The organism is Enterococcus asini ATCC 700915 (assembly GCF_000407365.1).
Taxonomy (GTDB): Bacteria; Bacillota; Bacilli; order Lactobacillales; family Enterococcaceae; genus Enterococcus_C; species Enterococcus_C asini.
Genome location: NZ_ASVU01000001.1, coordinates 1,642,420 through 1,662,231 on the forward strand (window position 1 = coordinate 1,642,420; position 19,812 = coordinate 1,662,231).

Consider the following 19,812-nt stretch of genomic DNA (forward strand, 5'->3'; position numbering starts at 1 on the left):
ATGGATAGCAGTGAACTAATATGCAAATCATATATCGAAATGGGTAGAAAAGCTGCCTTTTTTCTAGATATAACTGTAGGAGGGAATCCCATTCATGGCAAAAACGGGAATGTATGTAGGCCTTGATATCGGTACGACTTCTGTCAAAGTGGTCGTCTCCGAATATGTAGAGAACCAAATGAATATCATTGGTGTCGGCAATGCGAAGTCGGAAGGGATCAACCGAGGAATCATCGTCGATATTGAAAAAACAGTGCAAGCGATTCAAAGAGCTGTACGTCAAGCAGAAGAAAAAGCCGGCATTCAAATCCGCAGTGTCAGCGTGGGAGTACCAGCCAATCTGTTGGAAGTTGAAAATTGCCAAGGCATGATTGCCGTTAACAATGATTCCAAAGAAATCACAGATGAAGACGTGCGGAACGTGGCATCGGCAGCGTTAGTTCGTTCGGTACCACCAGAACGTCAAATCGTGACCATCTTGCCTCAAGAATTTACGGTGGATGGCTTTGAAGGAATTAAAGATCCTCGCGGCATGATCGGTGTTCGTTTGGAAATGTTTGGTTTGGTCTTCACTGGACCCAAAACCATCATCCATAATATCCGCAAATGTGTGGAAAAAGCGGGCTTGACCATTAATGAAATGGTGATTACACCATTGGCATTGACGGAAACGATTCTTTCCGATGGGGAAAGAGATTTCGGAACGATTGTCATCGACATCGGTGGTGGCCAAACTACCACGGCGGTCATGCATGACAAACAACTGAAATTCACCCATGTGAACCAAGAAGGTGGCGAGTATGTCACCAAAGACATCTCCACTGTTTTAAACACTTCCTTTAACAATGCGGAAGCGTTGAAAATCAACTACGGGGATGCCTATCCAGAACGGACTTCGGCTAGTGAAGAATTTCCAGTGGATGTCATTGGCAAATCGGAACCAGTAAAAGTAGACGAACGCTACTTGGCTGAAATCATCGAAGCTCGTATGGAACAAATCTTTGGCAAATCCAAAGAAGTCTTGGACGAAATCGATGCGTTGAGTTTACCTGGTGGTGTAGTATTAACTGGGGGCGCAGCGAGTCTACCAGGCGTCGTTGATTTGGCTCAAGAAATCTTTGAAACCAACGTGAAATTGTATGTACCAAACCACATGGGCTTGCGGAATCCAGTCTTTACGAATGTCATCAGTATCGTTGATTATTCTGCAAACTTAAACGAAGTCTACCAATTAGCAAAATCCGCGGTTACCGGGGAAAAAGTTGCGCCACAAGCGCGGCAAGAAGCAGCGGTTTCTAAAGAAATTCACTACGAAGATACATCCGTAGAGGAAGAAGAGTACCATGATGAACCGGAACAACCCGCTGGCGAAAGCGTAAAAGACCGTGTGAAAGACTTCTTTTCCAATATTTTTGATTAATCTACCCAGGAGGAATAGACATTATGGAATTTTCAATCGATAATAACATCAATGAAGGCGCCGTGATCAAAGTTATCGGTGTAGGCGGTGGCGGTGGCAATGCCATCAACCGGATGATCGAAGAAAACGTGAAAGGCGTGGAATTCATCGCCGCTAACACGGACGTCCAAGCATTAAAAAACTCAAAAGCTGAAACTGTAATTCAATTAGGCCCTAAATATACTCGTGGGTTAGGCGCAGGTTCTCAACCAGAAGTGGGTGCCAAAGCCGCAGAAGAAAGTGAAGAAGCAATCCGCGAATCCCTAGAAGGCGCAGATATGATCTTTATCACTGCCGGCATGGGTGGGGGTACCGGTACCGGTGCTGCTCCAATCGTAGCCAAAATCGCCAAAGACTTAGGCGCATTGACCGTAGGCGTAGTAACTCGTCCATTCACCTTTGAAGGACCAAAACGTGGCCGTTTCGCTGCTGAAGGAATTGCCAAATTAAAAGAAAACGTGGATACTTTACTAATCATCTCCAACAACCGTTTGCTGGAAGTGGTTGACAAGAAGACACCGATGTTAGAAGCCTTCCGTGAAGCCGATAACGTATTGCGTCAAGGGGTACAAGGTATTTCTGATTTGATTACTGCCCCAGGTTACGTGAACTTGGACTTCGCCGATGTGAAGACCGTCATGGAAAACCAAGGGACTGCATTGATGGGTATCGGGGTTGCTTCCGGTGAAGAACGGGTTATCGAAGCTACGAAGAAAGCTATCTCTTCTCCATTGTTGGAAACTTCTATCGATGGTGCGGAACAAGTCTTGTTAAACATCACGGGTGGTTTGGATATGACCTTGTTTGAAGCACAAGATGCATCTGATATTGTAGCCAATGCAGCAACTGGCGACGTAAACATCATCTTAGGTACTTCAATCAATGAAGAACTTGGAGACGAAATCCGCGTAACTGTAATTGCTACGGGAATCGATCCAACAAACAAAGAACCAAAAGGACGTTCTCGTCAAAGTCAAATCCACAGCATCCCCCAAAAACCAGTCTTGGACATGGATCAAGCAAAACCACAATCCGATGAAGACAATGCTTTTGGCGACTGGGATATTCGCAAAGATCAACCGGTTCGTCAAAAAATCGACGATGCACAATTTGATACGATCGAAAAAAAAGACTTCGAAACCTTTAACCGTGACGAAGTGAAATCAAATGATGATGACGAATTAAGCACACCACCATTCTTCCGTCGCAAACGATAAGAAAAATTGGAGGCAGAGCACATGATTTCTGAAAACTTGCGGGAGGTCCGACAAGAGATACAGAAGTCATGTGCTCTTGTTGCACGCCCCACAGCTTCGGTTACGCTAGTGGGCGTTACCAAATATGCTTCTCTGGAGCAAACCAAAGAATTGATCAATGCCGGGGTTCGGCATCTAGGTGAAAATCGCGCGGATAAGTTTTTATTAAAAAAACAAGCATTGGCAGATTTTCCCGACCTCACATGGCATTTCATTGGTAATTTACAACGGAGAAAGGTAAAATCGATAGTGGATGAGATTGATTATCTGCACTCTTTAGATAACTTATCCTTGGCTGGAGAAATTCAAAAAAGGGCGCATAAAGAACTAAAGTGTTTTGTGGAAGTCAATGTTTCTGGAGAGGAATCAAAACAAGGAATCCCCGTTGCAGAATTCGAGGACTTTATCGCTGCTTTGGCAGGTTATGATAAGATAAAAGTAGTTGGTTTGATGACGATGGCACCTTTTGCCTCGACAGCAGCCGAACAGCGAGACGTTTTCACGCAATTGGCCTTGTTACGAGATCAAATTCAGAGTAAAGCACTTTCCTGGGCCCCATGTCATGAGCTAAGCATGGGCATGAGCAATGATTACCCCGTGGCAATCGAAGCAGGAGCGACGTTTGTTCGTGTCGGTAGCGCATTGTTTCAGGAGGAATAAAGGAGGAAACCCAATGAACATTTTAAGCAAGTTCACTGATTTTTTTGGCTTGTCTGAAGAGGAAGACATGGAGTATGAAGTGGAAGCAGTGGCGCCAGCCCGGACAGTCCAACCAACTCCCCAAGTAACCCCTAAGAAGAAAGTCACAATTAGTGAACCTCAAACAAGTTATCAAAAAGCAGCACCGGTACAAGAAGAAAAAGTCGTGTCCATTCATCAAAATCCACGACCTGTTCAACAAAAAAAGGTTACGCAAAGAGTCAAAGGCGAGCCCGTGGTAAAGATTTCCATCTTGGAACCACGGAACTACAACGAGATTCAGAGCATTGCCAAACGCTTGTTGAACAATGAAGCGGTTTTGATTAATTTCCATAAGGTGGAAGAAGATCAAGCAAGACGCATCGTGGACTTTTTGACGGGGACTGTGTACGCCCAAGACGGGGACATCACCCGGGTAGGAGACGAAATCTTCCTTTGTACGCCAAAAGATGTGGCCGTAGAAGGTGTGCAAGCACTCTATGATGAACAAGTGGCCTTTGAGGTCTAACTAAGGGGGAGTCAACAATCATCTTTCAACTGTTGAACTTATTTATTAAACTTGTGGATTTGTACTCCATGGTTTTAGTGATTTATGCGCTTTTGTCCTGGATGCCTGGAGGATATGAATCTGGTATTGGCCGGCTATTGGCAAAGATTTGTGAACCATTCTTAAATCTCTTTCGCAAATTGCCACTGTCTTTTGGGCCAGTAGACTTTAGCATTATGATTGCCATTTTGGCATTGAATTTTGGTGGCCGGATTATTTACCAGTTGTTGTGGAATCTGGCTGTGCGACTGTTGTATTAAACGGGGGAAAGGGGAAATGAGTTCATGAATGCGAATGTGTACCAACATTTTCGTCAGGAAGAACGCCCCTTTATTGATGGTGTGGCTGATTGGATTGAACAAGTCCAAATGCAGTATGCGCCTTATTTGACGGATTTTCTTGATCCGCGTCAGGCTTATATTGTAGAAACGATGATTCGCCAAGAAACGGAGCTGAAATTTCAGTTTCAAGGTGGCTATCAGGCGGCAGAACGAGTGCGGTGTTTGATTTATCCAGATTACTATGAACCAACCTTGGATGAATTCGACATTCAATTATTCGAAATTCACTATCCTGTGAAATTTGCTACCTTAGGGCACGGGCGAGTCTTAGGCACACTGGTCAACAGTGGGGTGAAAAGGGAATACTTTGGGGACATCATCAGTGATGGTCAACGTTGGCAAGTCTTTGTGGCAAAAGAAGTCGCAAGCTATGTCAAACTACAGGTTGAAAAAATCGGCAATGTCACCGTTCGCTTGGAAGAGCGCAATTACACGGATATTTTGCTACCAATCGATGCTTGGACCACGGAAAAACTCACCGTGAGTTCCCTGCGGTTGGATACGGTAATTTCTAGCGTCTATAATATTTCTCGGCAACGCTCGAAGCAGTTAATCGAGTCGGGGAAAATTAAGGTCAATTGGCGGGAAGAAACCCGACCGGATTTTTTGTTGGATTTGTTGGATATTGTGTCCATTAGAGGCTTTGGTCGCATACAGCTCCAAGGACTGGAAGGGCAGACGAAAAAAGAAAAGATACGTTTGGTCTTAGGTGTCCTGCGTAAATAAACAAAAAAAGGCGGTAACAACAATGGCATTAACACCACTAGATATTAACAATAAAAGTTTCTCCACTAAAATGCGCGGCTATAGCCAAGATGAAGTGGATGATTTCATGGACTTAGTCGGCCGTGACTATGAAGAAGCGGTCACCAAAAATCGTGAACTAGAAAAAGCACTGAAACATGCAGAAGAAAAATTGGAATACTTCAATGAGTTGAAAGACGCTTTGAATCAATCCATTATTGTGGCACAAGATACTGCGGATAAAGTAAAAACTTCTGCTTCCAAAGAATCAGAAGTAATGATTACATCTGCGCAAAACAAAGCGGATGACCTAGTTTCTACTGCAGAAAAACGGGCCAATGAATTGACTGCCGCAGCAGAAGCTAAGGCTAAAGAAATCTTAAATGACGCAACGGTTAACGCTCGTCAATTGGCGACTGAAACCAATGATTTGAAGACGAAGACCCGGGTCTTCCACCAAAACCTTTCCTTGATGTTGCAATCACAATTGGAAATGGTGAAGAGCCCTGAATGGGATGAAATCTTGAAACCATTTAACAGCTATGTGCAAGATGGTCACGAAGTTTTCAAAGAGCTAGTGGCAAAAGACCTTGACAATGAAGCGGAACCTGAAGTAAACTCGGAAGCAGAAACAACAAGTCCAGTGGAAGTCGTGGAAGCCTCCAAGAAAGTCGTGGAGCTAACCGATGAGGACACTGAGGTCAAAGATTTAGAAGATGCCAAGAAACTCTTGGATAAAATGGACAAATAATCAAGCAAGTAAAACAGAAAAGTCAATGGCACCTTGTCAGCGAGCCGGAAGCAGGTGAAAGTCCGGTCAAGCTCTGCGATTGAAAAGATCCTTTACTGCTCTTGGTAGGCGAAGCGCAAGTGAGTAGTCTGCCACGGTTGATGTCGTTACCCATCACACAAGGAGGTTTTACGACCTCGAATTTGGGTGGTACCACGACACGATCGTCCCTTTTAGGGAGATCGTGTTTTTTTGTGCTCCTAGACTGATTGACTGTACTTTGGAAAGGAAGAAAAACAGATGAAGATGAAAGAAACCTTGCATCTTGGGAAAACAGGATTTCCCATGCGCGGCAACTTGCCGACCCGCGAAGCTCAGTGGCAAAAAGAATGGGAAGAGGCGGACATTTACGGACGCCGTCAAAAGCTAAACGAAGGGAAACCGACCTTTATCCTCCACGATGGACCTCCTTATGCGAATGGGAATATCCATTTAGGCCATTCTTTGAACAAAATTTCCAAGGATATCATCATCCGCTCCAAATCCATGTCTGGCTTTAGAGCGCCTTATGTTCCTGGTTGGGATACCCATGGTTTGCCAATCGAACAAGTTTTGGCCAATAAAGGGATCAAACGCAAGGAAATGTCCATGGAGGAATACCGGGAAAAATGTAAAGAGTATGCCTTGACCCAAGTGGACATGCAACGCAATGACTTTAAGCGTCTAGGGGTTGCCGGTGACTGGGATCACCCTTACGTGACTTTGGATGCGGAATATGAAGCGGCTGAAATCCGTGTGTTCGGGAAAATGGCGGAAAAAGGCTATATCTACAAAGGGTTGAAACCAATCTATTGGTCCCCGTCTTCTGAGTCTTCATTGGCGGAAGCGGAAATCGAGTACAAAGATGTGAAATCACCCTCGATTTACGTGGCCTTTAAAGTCGTGGATGGCAAAGAGGTCTTGGATCAAGATACGTCATTGATCATCTGGACGACTACTCCTTGGACCATTCCTGCAAACTTAGGGATCTCTGTGAACCCTGATTTTACCTATGTACAAATCGAAGCAGATGGCCAAAAATATGTGGTCGCTAAAGATCTATTGGACACTGTGAAAGAAGCAATCGGCTGGGCTGATGTGAAAGTCTTGAAAGAATTCCCTGGGACAGCCATGGAAAACATGACGGCTCAACATCCTTTCTATGACCGGACTTCTCTTGTAATGGTGGGGGATCACGTAACACTCGATGCCGGGACTGGCTTGGTTCATACTGCGCCAGGACACGGGGAAGATGACTACATCATCGGGAAGAAATACGGCTTAGACATCTTGTCTCCTGTGGACTCTCGTGGGGTCTTCACGGAAGAAGCACCAGGCTTTGAAGGTATCTTCTACGACAAGGCTAATCCGATGATTACCGACTTACTAAAAGAAAAAGGCGCATTGTTGAAACTAGACTTCTTCACCCATAGCTACCCTCATGACTGGCGGACGAAGAAACCGGTAATCTACCGGGCAACGCCACAGTGGTTTGCTTCCATCGATAAATTCCGCCAAGACATCTTAGACGAAGTGGAAAAAGTCGATTGGGTCATTCCTTGGGGGAAAACCCGATTGTACAATATGATCCGGGATCGCGGCGACTGGGTAATTTCTCGTCAACGGGCGTGGGGCGTACCATTGCCAATCTTCTATGCGGAAAATGGCGATGCAATCTTAACACCGGAAACCATCGAACACGTGGCACAATTGTTTGAAGAGCACGGTTCAAATATCTGGTTTGAAAAAGAAGCCAAACAATTATTGCCAGCGGGCTTCACCCATCCAGGTTCACCAAATGGCGAATTCACCAAAGAAAAAGACATCATGGACGTGTGGTTCGACTCTGGTTCATCCCATGAAGCAGTCTTGCGCAATCGTCCGGAACTTCACTTCCCAGCAGACCTTTACTTGGAAGGCTCTGACCAATACCGGGGCTGGTTCAACTCTTCCATCACGACCAGTGTTGCCATTAACGGCGTAGCACCTTACAAAGCGGTCTTGTCCCAAGGCTTCACTTTGGACGGGGAAGGTCGCAAGATGAGTAAGTCTTTAGGCAATACGATTGCCCCAGATAAAGTCATCAAACAAATGGGTGCGGATATCTTGCGCTTGTGGGTGACCAGTGTGGATACGGAAGCCGATGTGCGGGTATCTATGGAAAACTTGAATCAAGTCGCCGAAGTATACCGGAAGATCCGCAATACCATGCGTTTCCTTTTGGCAAATACCACCGACTTTGAACCTGCCACAGATACAGTAGCCTACGAAGACTTGCGTCCAGTCGACAAGTACATGTTAATCCGTTTGAATCAAACGATCCAAACCGTACGGGACAAAGGCTATGACAAGTATGACTTCGTGACGATCTACAAAACGATCTTGAACTTCTTAACGGTGGAATTGTCTTCCTTCTACTTGGACTTTGCCAAAGATGTGGTGTATATCGAATCAGAAGATGCCCCTGCTCGTCGTAGCATGCAAACGGTCTTCTACCAAACCGCAGTGGCTTTGACGAAACTGTTGACGCCAATCTTGCCTCATACAGCGGAAGAAATCTGGAGCTACTTGAAAGAAGAAGAGGAATACGTGCAATTAGCGGAATTCCCAGCGTATCAAACTTTCGCTAACCAAGAAGAATTGTTGGATACTTGGAGTGCTTTTATGGACTTCCGGGATGAAGTCTTGAAAGCTTTGGAAGCCGCTCGGAATGAAAAACTTATCGGCCGCTCCCTTGAAGCAAAATTAAGCGTCTATCCATCTGAACAAGTGGCGGATCTCTTGCGGGCTGTGGACAGTGATTTGGCCCAATTATTGATCGTCTCTCCTGATTTCTTAACCGTTTATCCAGCGGGAACTGTTGCACCAGAAGCAGCGATGAAATTTGAAGACGTGGCTTTATTAGTGGAAAAAGCAGAAGGGGAAGTTTGCGAACGTTGCCGTCAAGTCAAAAAAGACGTAGGTAGCGACGAAAAATTGCCAACCCTTTGCGCAAGCTGTAGTGAAATCGTGGAAGCCAACTATCCCGAAGCTGTAGCAGAAGGTTTTGAAACAAAATAAAAGTATTACGCTAGCTAAGCGGCCCTGTTGCAAACAAGCACGTTTGCAACAGGGCTTTTTTGTCCGGAAAAAGCAGGTGGCATCATGTTTAAAAAAGGTGGGTCTGATGAGGCCAGCGTGTTTGGTTTAAGCACCATATCGGAACGAAAGCCTATTTTTCACATGTCATGTTAGGAAATCGAGCGTTATCTTTGCATCGGTGTGTTAGATTTTTGCTTGTTTCCGAACATTCGGCTTTAAAACTTTTCGTTCCCAGTGAAAAAAGATTTACAACGTTTCTTAAAGCTAGTACACTGTTGAAAATTAGAATTTTCAGACTATTAGAAATCGAGGTGTCAGGATGAGAAAAAAACTAGCGGACGAAGCGTTATTATACGATCCAGCTTTTGAAAAAGATGCCTGTGGAATGGGTTTTATCGCCCAAAAAGATGGCAAAAGCTCGCATTTATTAGTAGAACGGGCTTTGACCATGTTGGCCCGCATGAATCATCGGGGAGGTACTGGGGCAGAACCGGATACTGGCGATGGAGCCGGGATTTTAATGGCTTTACCGGATACTTTCTTTCAAGAGAAAGCCCAAGAAGCCGGAATTGAATTACCAGCCAAAGGTGAGTATGCCGTGGGGATGCTCTTTTTACCGAAAGAACAAAAGAAAAAAGTGGAGTTGCAAAAGGCCCTGGTCACAGACATCCTTGCGTCAGGTTTTGATGTCTTATGGACCCGGGATGTGCCTTATAATTTTTACAATTGTGGTCCTGGTGCTCAGGCGGTGATGCCGAGCTTTTTACAGATTTTTATCGAAAAGCCCTTGGATATGCAGACTGGGCGAGATTTTGAAGATCACCTCTTTTATCTGCGCCGGAAACTGGAAAAAAGCTATGATGCCAATGAAGTTTCCCTGTGCAGTCTCTCCTCTAAAACCATCGTTTACAAAGGGATGCTTCACGCCTATCAAGTGGCGGAGTTCTTCCCGGACTTAGTCGATCCGTCCATGGCGACGAGTATCGCATTGACTCACTCACGTTTTTCCACTAATACTTTTCCTAGTTGGGATCGGGCCCAACCTTTTCGTTTCTTGGCTCATAATGGGGAAATCAACACTCTCCGGGGCGCCGAAAACTGGATGCACAGCCACAATATCGAAGTCTACAACGAGGACAATTCCGACTCAGCCAAGTTGGAAAACTGTCTGGAATACTTGTATCGCAATGGCCGGGACATTCCCCATGCTTTGATGATGCTCGTGCCGGAAGCCTGGTCCAAAGAGACGAAACTCTCGGCAGAATTGACCGCATTTCATGAATACAACGCAAGCTTTATGACGCCTTGGGATGGACCGGCTGCTTTGTGCTTTACAGACGGTGACATCGTAGGGGCAGCTTTGGATCGTAATGGTTTGCGGCCTTCCCGTTATTCCATTACAAAAGACGGCTTTATCATTGTGGCTTCGGAAAGTGGCGTCGTGGACTTGCCTCCGGAAACGGTCATTGAAAAAGGTGTCTTAGGTCCGGCGAATCTCTTTTTGGTGGATACCCGCAGCGGTCAAATCTTCCGCAATGCAGAAATTAAAGATCAGTATGCCAAGGCTCAGCCTTATGAAATCTGGTTGGCAGAAAACCGTCTAGAACTCGGGGAATTGACCGAACAAATCCCCGTACAGCGACATTTTGAAAAAGCAGAATTGGAACGCCTATGGAAACTTAACGGCTACACGGAAGAAATGACGCGCACAGTGATTGCTCCCATGGCAGAAAAAGGGGAAGAGCCCGTGATTTCCATGGGGTACGATGCACCTTTAGCGGTTTTAAGTGAACAGCCCCAGTCCTTATTTACCTACTTTAAACAACAGTTTGCCCAAGTCACCAATCCGCCAATCGATGCGATTAGAGAAGAAGTGGTCATCGGCACGGAATTGTTCTTAGGTCGGGATGGGGATATTCGCAAAGACGTGGCGGAAAACTGCCGCAAACTGAAAGTCAACAGTCCGCTTTTGTCCACGGATGACTTTGAGAAATTACTAGCTTTAGATGATGGTCAGCAAAAAACGGCGGTTCAGTCGATTTTGTACAAACGGGATGTAGACAATCCCAACAGTCTCCAACAAGCCATGGAAGTCTTGTGCAAAGAAGCAGAAGCCCAAGTGGATGCCGGTGTCTCGATTCTTGTCTTAACGGATCGGCAACGGAAAAAAGGGGATGTGGCGATTCCGATTTTATTAGCGGTGTCCGGTCTCTATAATTATTTGGTGCGACAAGGGAAAGGTTCTTTGGTTTCTTTAGTGGTGGACTCTGGCGAAGTCTGCGAAGTGCATCACTGTGCTTTACTAATCGGCTATGGGGCCAGTGGGATTCATCCGTACTTGGCCTACGCTACCTTAGATGTATACGGTTTAAGCGATAAGGTAGAAAACTATCGGAAAGCCTGCGAAAAAGGTCTTGTAAAAGTCATGTCTCGCATGGGGATTTCCACCGTGGCAGGATATCAAGGGGCACAGCTCTTTGAAGCTCTAGGGATTGCTAGCCAGGTCACGGAGCAGTATTTCACCGGGACGGCTTCTCGAATCGGTGGCTTGAACTTGACTCAGATTGAAGGGGAGTACGACCGACGCTATGAAGCGGCCTATGGGAGTTTTGCCAAAGACTTCTTGCCTTCTGGGGGGAGTTTCCAGTACAAGGCCGATGGAGAGCATCATCTGTACAATCCAAAGACGATTTACAATTTCCAAAAAGCCGTGCGCAGTGGAGACTATGCTCTTTATCGTAAGTACGCCACTGAAATGAATGAAGAAATGCTGGCGACCCCCACGACTTTGCGGAGCATGTGGGAGTTTACCGGAGGACAAAAGATTCCGCTAAGTGAAGTAGAACCGGCTAGTAGCATTGTCAAACGCTTTAAGGTAGGGGCCATGTCCTATGGGTCCTTAAGCGAGGAGGCCCACAAGTGTCTGGCCGAAGCGATGAATTCCATCGGGGCGAAATCCAACTCCGGGGAAGGTGGGGAAAATCCCAACCGCTTCAAGCCAACGAAAGACGGCCGCAACTTTAACAGTAAAATCAAACAAGTAGCTTCCGGACGCTTTGGGGTCAATACGGAATACTTAATGAGCGCCGAAGAATTGCAAATCAAAGTTGCCCAAGGTGCGAAACCGGGAGAAGGAGGCCAATTGCCCGGGAATAAAGTCTTTCCTTGGGTGGCAGAAATCCGAGGCTCCACGCCTGGAGTGCGTTTGATTTCCCCACCACCTCATCATGATATTTATTCCATTGAGGACTTGGCCCAGTTGATTTATGACTTGAAAGCTGTCAATCCTTACGCCCGAATCAATGTGAAATTAGTCTCTTCTACCGGAGTCGGAACCATTGCTACGGGAGTCGTGAAAGCCGGGGCGGATGTGGTAGTAATCGCAGGCTACGATGGCGGAACAGGGGCTTCTCCACGAAATTCCGTGCGAGATGCAGGCCTGCCTTTAGAAATGGGCTTGGCGGAGGCCCACCAGACTTTGGCTTTGAACAACTTACGTCAGCGGGTGACCTTAGAAACCGATGGAAAATTAATGACCGGTCGCGACATTGCCATTGCGACTTTACTTGGGGCCGAAGAGTACAGCTTTGCTACCTTGGCTTTGGTGGCCATTGGCTGTGTGATGATACGAGTCTGTAGTTTGAACACGTGTCCTGTGGGCATTGCCACGCAAGATCCCAAGTTGCGCAAGTTCTTTGCCGGCAAGCCGGAATACGTGGTAAACATGATGCACTTTTTGGCAGAAGACTTGCGAGAAGTCATGGCGGAATTAGGCTTTAAGACCATTGACGAAATGGTGGGCCATACGGAAGTCTTGAAACCTCGTTTTGTGGCGAAAGGCAAGGCCAAATCCTTGGACTTCTCAAAAATTCTCGGCACGACGATTGGGATTGAGCGCAAGACCCAAGATCCTTTCTTAGAAAAACGCCAATGGCCGGAGTTGGATGCTTTTGCCAAAGGGGCCATTGAAGAAAAACAAGCGGTCACGGTGACAGAAGACATTAACAACGTTCAGCGTTCGGTAGGAGCTCGCGTAGCCGGCTGGGTCGCAGAGCGCTTTGGCAATTATCGCTTGGATCAAGGCTTGTTGAACTATACCTATCGCGGGATTGCCGGGCAGAGTTTCGGTGCTTTTACCGTGCAAGGGATGCAGTTAAAACTGATTGGGGAAGCCAATGACTATGTGGGCAAAGGTTTGAGCGGGGGCCGGCTAATCATCGTGCCACCGGAAAATGCCGCGTATGATGTGGAGCACTCACCGATTGTGGGGAACGTAGCCTGCTTTGGGGCAAGTCGCGGGGAGGCTTTCTTTAGAGGTCTGGCCGGGGAGCGTTTTTGCGTCCGCAATAGTGGCGCCAAAGTCGTAGTAGAAGGCGTCGGGGACAATGGTTGCGAGTACATGACCGGGGGCGTGGCCGTGATTCTAGGCCAAGTCGGGCGCAATTTTGGCGCCGGCATGAGTGGTGGTGTGGCTTATGTTCATGATCCGGAGCAGACTTTTGCTACAAAATGCAATCTGGAAATGGTGGACCTCTACGCTTTTGATGAAACAGCGGGGGACGACATTCTCGAAGAACTTTTGAGCCAACACTTTGCGTTTACTGGTTCCACAAAGGCCAAAGCACTATTGGACAACTGGGAAGTGGCGCAAAAGGAATTTGTCAAAGTCTACCCTCGGGAATACCACGCGGTCCACGACGCTATGGCAGAATACGAAAAAGCTGGATTTACCGGATTGGAACAAGTGACAAAAGCATTTGAAAAGGTCAGCGGGCAAACGGTTTTGGCCGCTGGCAAGGAGGGACGATAAGATGGCAGATCCTTTTGGCTTTTTGAAATACCCCCGAAAAGACAATCCGTATCGGGAAGTGACCGAGCGCATTAGTGACTGGCGGGAATTGCAAGTACCCCTGGCAGAAGACGAGCGTCGGGAGCAAGCGGCGCGCTGTATGAACTGTGGGATTCCTTTTTGTCACTCCGGGAGTTTTTATGGGGAACAGCGGGCGGTCTCCGGCTGTCCCAATGACAACTTAATCCCGGAATGGAACGACTTAATCTATCAAGGCCAAGACAAAGCGGCCTTTGAGCGTTTAGCCAAAACCAATCCTTTACCGGAAATGACTGGCCGGGTCTGTCCTGCTCCTTGTGAGAAAGGCTGTACCGAGTCCCTAAACGGTGACGGGGTGGCGATCCATGACAATGAGCGCTACATCATCGACAAAGCCTTTGAAGAAGGTTGGGTCAAAGAAGAAGGTCAGCCGGGGGAATCCACCGGCTTTAAAGTCGCCATCGTGGGTTCTGGTCCCGCGGGTTTGTCGGCGGCTTGGCGCTTAAATCAATTGGGCCATCAAGTGACGGTCTATGAACGCAGCGATCGTTTCGGCGGCCTTTTAATGTACGGGATTCCCAATATGAAACTGGATAAAGGCATTGTAGAGCGCCGGATTCAGTTGATGAAAGAGCTGGGAATTAGTTTTGTGGCCAATACCGAAATCGGCGTGGATATTGAAGCAGCGGAATTATGCCAAGCCTATGATCGGGTAATCTTAGCTACCGGAGCTAGTGTGCCCCGGGACTTGCCCGTTCCAGGGCGGCAATTACAAGGAATTCGCTTTGCGGTGGACTATCTGACGGAAGTGACCAAAGACGTCTTGAAGCACGGAAAAGATGCCACGTCTCAGAAACTTGCCGGAAAAAATGTGATTGTGATCGGTGGCGGCGATACGGGAAATGACTGCGTGGGGGCGGCCATTCGCCAAGGAGCGAAAAGTGTCCGTCAGCTTGAAATCACGCCGGCTCTACCGAATCAGCGCCAAAGTAGTAATCCTTGGCCGGAATATCCCTTTGTGAACAAACTAGGCTATGGGCAAGAAGAAGCGCAAGCGGTCTTCGGGGAGCCGATTTCTTTGTACAGCCGTAGCACCACTGGCTTTATCGGTGCCGAACGGGGGCAAGTTATCGGTGTGGAAACCGTTGAAGTCGACAATCATTTCCAACCCATTCCGGGAACGGAAGCAGTCTTCAAAGCCGATGTCATACTCTTAGCTATGGGCTTTACTGGAGCGGAACAAGCCTTGTTTGAAGCTTTCAATGTGAAGGAAATCTTGACCGATTACACCACAAACAACGAACGGGTCTTGGTAGCCGGGGATGCCAAACGAGGGCCGAGCCTCGTAATCTGGGGCATTCGCGAAGGCCGTAAAGCCGCGGAAAAAGTCGACGCTTCACTGCGGTCGTTGATTTATCAGTAAGAATTTGTGCAAACTAAAAAGCGGGGAACCTACTGAATCTCAGTGGTTCCCTCGCTTTTTTATTTTTACAACAATCCTCGATTGCGATACCATTCTTCCGGTTCCCAAATCCAGTTAAAGCCATCTTTTTCCACTAATTCAAAAGCGGCTTTAGGACCCATGGTACCGGCTGGGTAATTTGGAAAGTCTGGCGTTTCATCATCCCAAGTGTGGCGAATAGCGTCCACAATGCGCCATGATTGGGCGACTTCATCCCAGTGGGTGAAGTTGGTGGAGTCGCCGTTTAAGACATCTAAAATCAGCCGTTCGTAAGCTTCCGGGCTATTTTCTACGGTTTCGGCACTGTGACGGTAGTCCAGTTTCACCGGTGTGGTCTTAAAGTCTGCGCCGATTTCCTTGCCATTTAAGGTCAAGCTGAAACCTTCTGTGGGTTGGATGTAAATCGTCAAGACGTTTTCTGGTAATTCCCGTTCTGGGCAATCTTTATGCACATCGGTTTTAAAGAGGTTAATCGGCACTTGTTTAAAGACGATGTTGATTCGAGTGCCTTTTTCTGTCAGACGTTTACCAGTACGGATGTAAATTGGGACTCCGGACCAGCGGAAATTGTCCACGGTAAAGCGGCCGGCTACGAAGGTTTCTGTGGTGGAGTCAGGAGCCACATTGGCTTCTTCTCGATACCCAACATAGTCGCTGCCGTTAATGCGCCCTGGGGCGTATTGCCCTCGGACGAAATAGCGATTGACTTCTTCTGGAGTGTAAATCCGCACGGCGTTTAAAGCTTTGATTTTTTCCGTCCGAATCTCTTCGTCGCAAAAGGCTGCCGGTGGTTCCATTAACAACAAGGAAAGAATTTGCAAGATATGGTTTTGTACCATGTCTTTTAAGGCGCCACTCTTGTCGTAGTAGCCACCGCGATCTTCCACGCCGAGGCTTTCCGCTAAGTTGATCTGCACATTGGCGATGTAGCGGTTGTTCCACAAGGATTCAAAGAGGTTGTTCCCAAAGCGAATGGCGGAAATGTTTTGAATCATTTCTTTCCCGAGATAATGATCGATGCGGTAAATCTCGGACTCGTCAAAGGTTGCAGTAATCGCTTGATTCAAGGTGGTAGCACTGGCTAAATCTGAGCCAAATGGTTTTTCGATTACCACCCGGTGGAAGCCTTTGGTATCAGTCATCCCTTGGGCTTTTAGCTCTTTTACGATGACCCCAAAAAAGCTCGGAGACATGGCTAAGTAGAAGAGGCGATTGCCTGCTAAGTCGTATTTTGCATCTAAGGTATCGCTGAGTTTTTTCAGCGTGATGTAATGCTCAGGATCTTGTACATCATGGGACTGGTAGTAGAAGTGACTAGCAAAGCTTTGCGCTTCTGCACTAGTCGGGTCTAAATCACTAATGGATTTTTGGACAACGGCGCGGAAATGCTCATCGCTCCATTCTCTTCTAGCGGTGCCGATGATGGCGAAGTTATTTTGCAAAGAGCCCTTGCGAAAGAGCCGGAAGAGGGAAGGGTAGAGTTTGCGGTAAGCCAAATCCCCCGTGGCGCCAAAAATGGTCAGTAAAACTTTCTTTTCAGTCATGGAATCCAACAGCTCCTTTATATTTGATCCACAAAGATGGTCATGGCCGCCTTATGGCTAACCGAACAACTTTGTGTTTCATTTTCAATCGTAATTGGACCTTCGTATGCGGCACAATCTGTAATGGTGTAACAATCGCCAATGCCGATACCTAAAGAAACTAGGTAATCCAACAATTCTTTTTCATCCAAGACCCGGGCGATGCGAATCCGATCCCCTACTTGGTAATCGGCTAAGGTCATGCGTTTGACTTCTTGGACTTTTTCTTTTGCCCCTGGAATGACGCCACCGTGTGGGCATTGTTTAGGATCCCCTAAGTAGTCCGCTAGATTTTGGGCGAGTTTTTCTGAGGTCACGTGTTCTAAGACCTCGGCATCGTCGTGAACCTCATTCCAAGAGTAATTCAAGTGTTCCACTAGAAAGACTTCCCAAAGTCGGTGTTTGCGCAAGAGATTGCTGGCGGAGACGAGACCTGCTTCGGTCAGCTGTACTCCTTGATAGGCGGTGTGGGCGACTAGGCCTTCTTTGACTAGCTTGGTCAACATTTCGCTAACCGAAGCGGCGGATACAGATAGGCCGGCTACGATTTGTTTGTTGTTGATTTTTTGCTGGTCTCCCCCTAATTCTAGAATCAGTTTCAAATAATCTTCTCGATTGGGTGTCACAGACCTCATTCCTTTCCAATGAGACTAACGAGAGAAAGCTGGAAAAACCTCGCTAAAAGCTCGCAGTCGACACTGTCAATTCTACCAAAAAAAACAGACGGTGGCTAATTATCCTGACCGTACTTACTGAGTTTAGGCAATAAACGTAGGAAACGAGCCTTCCCTAAAGGAAAGACTCGTTTTTTCGTGCGCCCATTCAATTAGCTTAGGCCCAGTCGCCATTGCGGAAGACTGGAATCACGGTGCCGTCTGCTTTGATGCCGTCGATATCCATCTGATCAGACCCTACCATGAAGTCCACGTGGGTATGGCTACGATTTAGCCCGGCCGCATCCAGTTCTTCTTCACTCATTTCCGTACCACCTTGTAAATTAAAGGCATAGGCGGAACCAAAAGCCAAGTGGTTAGAGGCATTTTCGTCAAATAATGTATTGAAGAAAATAATGCCGGATTGAGAAATTGGAGAAGGATCAGGGACTAAAGCGACTTCCCCTAAGTGTTTGGCGCCTTCGTCTGTGTCCAGCAATTTCGCCAAGACTTCTTCCCCTTGTTCGGCTGAGAAGTCGACTACTTTCCCATCTTTAAAAGTAAACTTCATTCCGGAGATGATATTGCCGGCGTAGCTCAGTGGTTTGGTGCTGGAGATAACTCCGTCCACCCGCCGACTGTCAGGAGCGGTGAAGACTTCTTCTGTAGGCATATTGGCCATGAATTTTTCGCCCCGGCTGTTGAAGCTACCGGCGCCTTCCCACAGGTGGTTTTCCGGCAAGCCGATTACGATGTCGGTGCCTGGAGCGGTGTAGTGCAAGCTGACGAATTGTTCTTTGTTCAATTCCGCGGCTTTTTCCGCTAATTTTGCATCATGGGCTTTCCATGCGGCTACCGGATCATCACTATAAATCCGCGTAGTCTTGAAGATCTCGTCCCAGAGTTTTTCTTGTGCGGCAGCTGGCTCTAAGTCAGGGAAGACTTTTTGGGCCCATTCTTGGCCGGCTGCGGCTACCACGGTCCAGCTGATTTTGTTTGCTTGGGTTGCTTTGCGAATATTGGCTAAGGCTTTACCAGAAGCTTGTTGGTAGCTCGCCACTCGATCGGCATCGGTGCCGGCTAAGGCGTCTGGGCTAGAAGAAACCACGCTAATGCGGCTGGCTCCTTTGGCTAACCAATCATCCCCGCGGTCCACAATGTATTGAGGTAGCTCAGTCAGGCGGTCTTCTGCAGCATATAAGAAGAAGTCCTTGTTAATCGCATCATCGGTCCATTGTAAGATGACCTCTGCGGCGCCGAGTTCGTAAGCTTTTTTGGTGATCAAGCGTGCCAATGGTGCTTGGTCTACAGCGATGGATAACACCACGGTGTGGCTTTTTTCCACATTTACGCCGACTTCAACAATCAATTGGGCGTATTTTTCTAGGTTTTGCTCAAAGCGGTTGTCTGACATGAAATCCCTCCAAAGAATCATTATTATAAACACAATTATGATAACATCCTCACTGGCTAGAAACAACTGGCAGGCTCCACAAAGTCATTTTGTCAAAAAAAGGCTTTCTAAAAGACAAGATAACACCATCCAGGGAAATTAAATGACGAAAATCTCAAACTGTTTTTGAGTTTGAAAAAAAAACATGGTACAATATTTATAGCAAAGAAGTGCGACAGAAGTACATAAACGATAGGGAGAACGATTATGGCAAGAAAGAAGACAATAACAAGGGATCAAATTTTAGACGCAGCGTATACCGTTGTTTCTACAGAAGGCTTTTCTCGTTTTACTGCTCGGAATATTGCGGCGAAGATGAACTGCTCCACGCAACCGATTTATTTAGAATTCCAGAACATGGAAGACTTAAAGATGGCTTTGATTAAAAAAGTTTACGAACACTTGGCAAATGATATTTTCCCTGTGGTGCACACTGGGAACAAAGTCAATGATTTGGTGTTAAATTACGTAGGCTTTGCGACGAAAGAACGGCGCTTGTACCGGGCGATGTACTTGGAAGAGTACGGTGGCGGCCAAGAGATGCAAGAGTTTTCTTCAAACTACTACAAATCATTGGTTCAAGCAGAACCGCGCTTTAAAGATTTGTCAGAAGAACAGATCAATTCCTTGCACATGGGGACTTGGATCGTGGCAACGGGGATTGCGACGTTGATGTCTTCTGGGATCATTCAACCGACAGAAGAGCAGATTGTCCGTTTGGTAGATGAAACCATGGACAGTATTTTAGCCCGTAAAGAACCAATTCAACTTTCTTAACCGGCATTTGTGGCCTGTGACAGAAGTCAAAACAAGCTGATTTTTCCAAATGAGCCATTCTGCTTTTCACGACTGGTGAAAAGGCGGACTCAATGGCGTTTGTTTGGCGGGTTCATTTGTTTTTAAGACTTTTGGTACAGGCTTTTTTTCACACTTTTTC

General features: G+C 46.8%; 14 protein-coding genes. 11 read left to right on the forward strand and 3 right to left on the reverse strand.

The window, feature by feature from the left end; all coding sequences use genetic code 11:
* Nucleotides 1-94: 94 nt before the first annotated feature.
* The 10 genes from ftsA (at nt 95) to I579_RS08050 (ending at nt 15,147) form a co-directional block, all read left to right on the forward strand.
* Nucleotides 95-1,420 (forward strand): cell division protein FtsA, encoded by a 1,326-nt coding sequence (gene ftsA, locus I579_RS08005; RefSeq protein ID WP_010754118.1) that lies wholly within the window; start codon nt 95-97, stop codon nt 1,418-1,420.
* A 23-nt stretch (nt 1,421-1,443) separates the two neighbouring features.
* Nucleotides 1,444-2,676, forward strand: a complete 1,233-nt coding sequence (ftsZ, locus tag I579_RS08010; RefSeq protein ID WP_010754117.1) for a cell division protein FtsZ — start codon at nt 1,444-1,446, stop codon at nt 2,674-2,676.
* A gap of 21 nt (nt 2,677-2,697) precedes the next feature.
* Nucleotides 2,698-3,375: a YggS family pyridoxal phosphate-dependent enzyme gene (locus I579_RS08015; RefSeq protein WP_010754116.1), complete on the forward strand. Its 678-nt coding sequence runs from the start codon at nt 2,698-2,700 to the stop codon at nt 3,373-3,375.
* 13 nt (nt 3,376-3,388) lie between these two features.
* Nucleotides 3,389-3,922 carry a cell division protein SepF gene (locus I579_RS08020; RefSeq protein WP_010754115.1) on the forward strand — a complete coding sequence of 178 codons (534 nt, stop codon included), beginning with the start codon at nt 3,389-3,391 and terminating at the stop codon, nt 3,920-3,922.
* 32 nt (nt 3,923-3,954) lie between these two features.
* A complete protein-coding gene (locus I579_RS08025; protein ID WP_034810443.1) occupies nt 3,955-4,221 on the forward strand; it encodes a YggT family protein in 267 nt (88 codons plus the stop codon).
* 24 nt (nt 4,222-4,245) lie between these two features.
* Entirely contained in the window at nt 4,246-5,028 is a 783-nt protein-coding gene (locus I579_RS08030) for a YlmH family RNA-binding protein (RefSeq protein ID WP_010754113.1), read from the forward strand.
* A 22-nt stretch (nt 5,029-5,050) separates the two neighbouring features.
* Nucleotides 5,051-5,797 carry a DivIVA domain-containing protein gene (locus tag I579_RS08035; protein WP_010754112.1) on the forward strand — a complete coding sequence of 249 codons (747 nt, stop codon included), beginning with the start codon at nt 5,051-5,053 and terminating at the stop codon, nt 5,795-5,797.
* 279 nt (nt 5,798-6,076) lie between these two features.
* Nucleotides 6,077-8,875 carry an isoleucine--tRNA ligase gene (ileS, locus tag I579_RS08040; RefSeq protein WP_010754111.1) on the forward strand — a complete coding sequence of 933 codons (2,799 nt, stop codon included), beginning with the start codon at nt 6,077-6,079 and terminating at the stop codon, nt 8,873-8,875.
* A 340-nt stretch (nt 8,876-9,215) separates the two neighbouring features.
* Nucleotides 9,216-13,706: a glutamate synthase large subunit gene (gene gltB, locus I579_RS08045; protein ID WP_010754110.1), complete on the forward strand. Its 4,491-nt coding sequence runs from the start codon at nt 9,216-9,218 to the stop codon at nt 13,704-13,706.
* A gap of 1 nt (nt 13,707) precedes the next feature.
* A complete protein-coding gene (locus tag I579_RS08050) occupies nt 13,708-15,147 on the forward strand; it encodes a glutamate synthase subunit beta (RefSeq protein ID WP_010754109.1) in 1,440 nt (479 codons plus the stop codon).
* A gap of 65 nt (nt 15,148-15,212) precedes the next feature.
* Here I579_RS08050 and zwf read toward each other — a convergent pair whose 3' ends face one another.
* The 3 genes from zwf to I579_RS08065 form a co-directional block, all read right to left on the reverse strand.
* The gene (gene zwf / locus I579_RS08055) at nt 15,213-16,730 is read right to left on the reverse strand and encodes a glucose-6-phosphate dehydrogenase (protein WP_010754108.1); all 1,518 of its coding nucleotides are present in this window, start codon (nt 16,728-16,730) and stop codon (nt 15,213-15,215) included.
* A 17-nt stretch (nt 16,731-16,747) separates the two neighbouring features.
* Nucleotides 16,748-17,395, reverse strand: a complete 648-nt coding sequence (gene efaR, locus I579_RS08060; RefSeq protein WP_010754107.1) for a transcriptional regulator EfaR — start codon at nt 17,393-17,395, stop codon at nt 16,748-16,750.
* Between the two features lie 205 nt (nt 17,396-17,600).
* A complete protein-coding gene (locus I579_RS08065; protein WP_010754106.1) occupies nt 17,601-18,836 on the reverse strand; it encodes an aminopeptidase in 1,236 nt (411 codons plus the stop codon).
* A 246-nt stretch (nt 18,837-19,082) separates the two neighbouring features.
* Between I579_RS08065 and I579_RS08070 the strand changes: the two genes are divergently transcribed.
* On the forward strand, nt 19,083-19,652 hold the full coding sequence (locus I579_RS08070; RefSeq protein WP_010754105.1) for a TetR/AcrR family transcriptional regulator: 570 nt from the start codon (nt 19,083-19,085) through the stop codon (nt 19,650-19,652).
* The last annotated feature ends 160 nt before the right edge of the window (nt 19,653-19,812 follow it).

Coding starts and splice junctions, on each gene's coding strand:
- I579_RS08070 (WP_010754105.1), top strand. CDS start 19,083: ATGGCAAGAAAGAAGACAATAACAAGGGATCAAATTTTAGACGCAGCG.
- zwf (WP_010754108.1), bottom strand. CDS start 16,730: ATGACTGAAAAGAAAGTTTTACTGACCATTTTTGGCGCCACGGGGGAT.
- I579_RS08050 (WP_010754109.1), top strand. CDS start 13,708: ATGGCAGATCCTTTTGGCTTTTTGAAATACCCCCGAAAAGACAATCCG.
- I579_RS08015 (WP_010754116.1), top strand. CDS start 2,698: ATGATTTCTGAAAACTTGCGGGAGGTCCGACAAGAGATACAGAAGTCA.
- ftsA (WP_010754118.1), top strand. CDS start 95: ATGGCAAAAACGGGAATGTATGTAGGCCTTGATATCGGTACGACTTCT.
- gltB (WP_010754110.1), top strand. CDS start 9,216: ATGAGAAAAAAACTAGCGGACGAAGCGTTATTATACGATCCAGCTTTT.
- I579_RS08065 (WP_010754106.1), bottom strand. CDS start 18,836: ATGTCAGACAACCGCTTTGAGCAAAACCTAGAAAAATACGCCCAATTG.
- I579_RS08030 (WP_010754113.1), top strand. CDS start 4,246: ATGAATGCGAATGTGTACCAACATTTTCGTCAGGAAGAACGCCCCTTT.
- I579_RS08020 (WP_010754115.1), top strand. CDS start 3,389: ATGAACATTTTAAGCAAGTTCACTGATTTTTTTGGCTTGTCTGAAGAG.
- ftsZ (WP_010754117.1), top strand. CDS start 1,444: ATGGAATTTTCAATCGATAATAACATCAATGAAGGCGCCGTGATCAAA.
- I579_RS08035 (WP_010754112.1), top strand. CDS start 5,051: ATGGCATTAACACCACTAGATATTAACAATAAAAGTTTCTCCACTAAA.
- ileS (WP_010754111.1), top strand. CDS start 6,077: ATGAAGATGAAAGAAACCTTGCATCTTGGGAAAACAGGATTTCCCATG.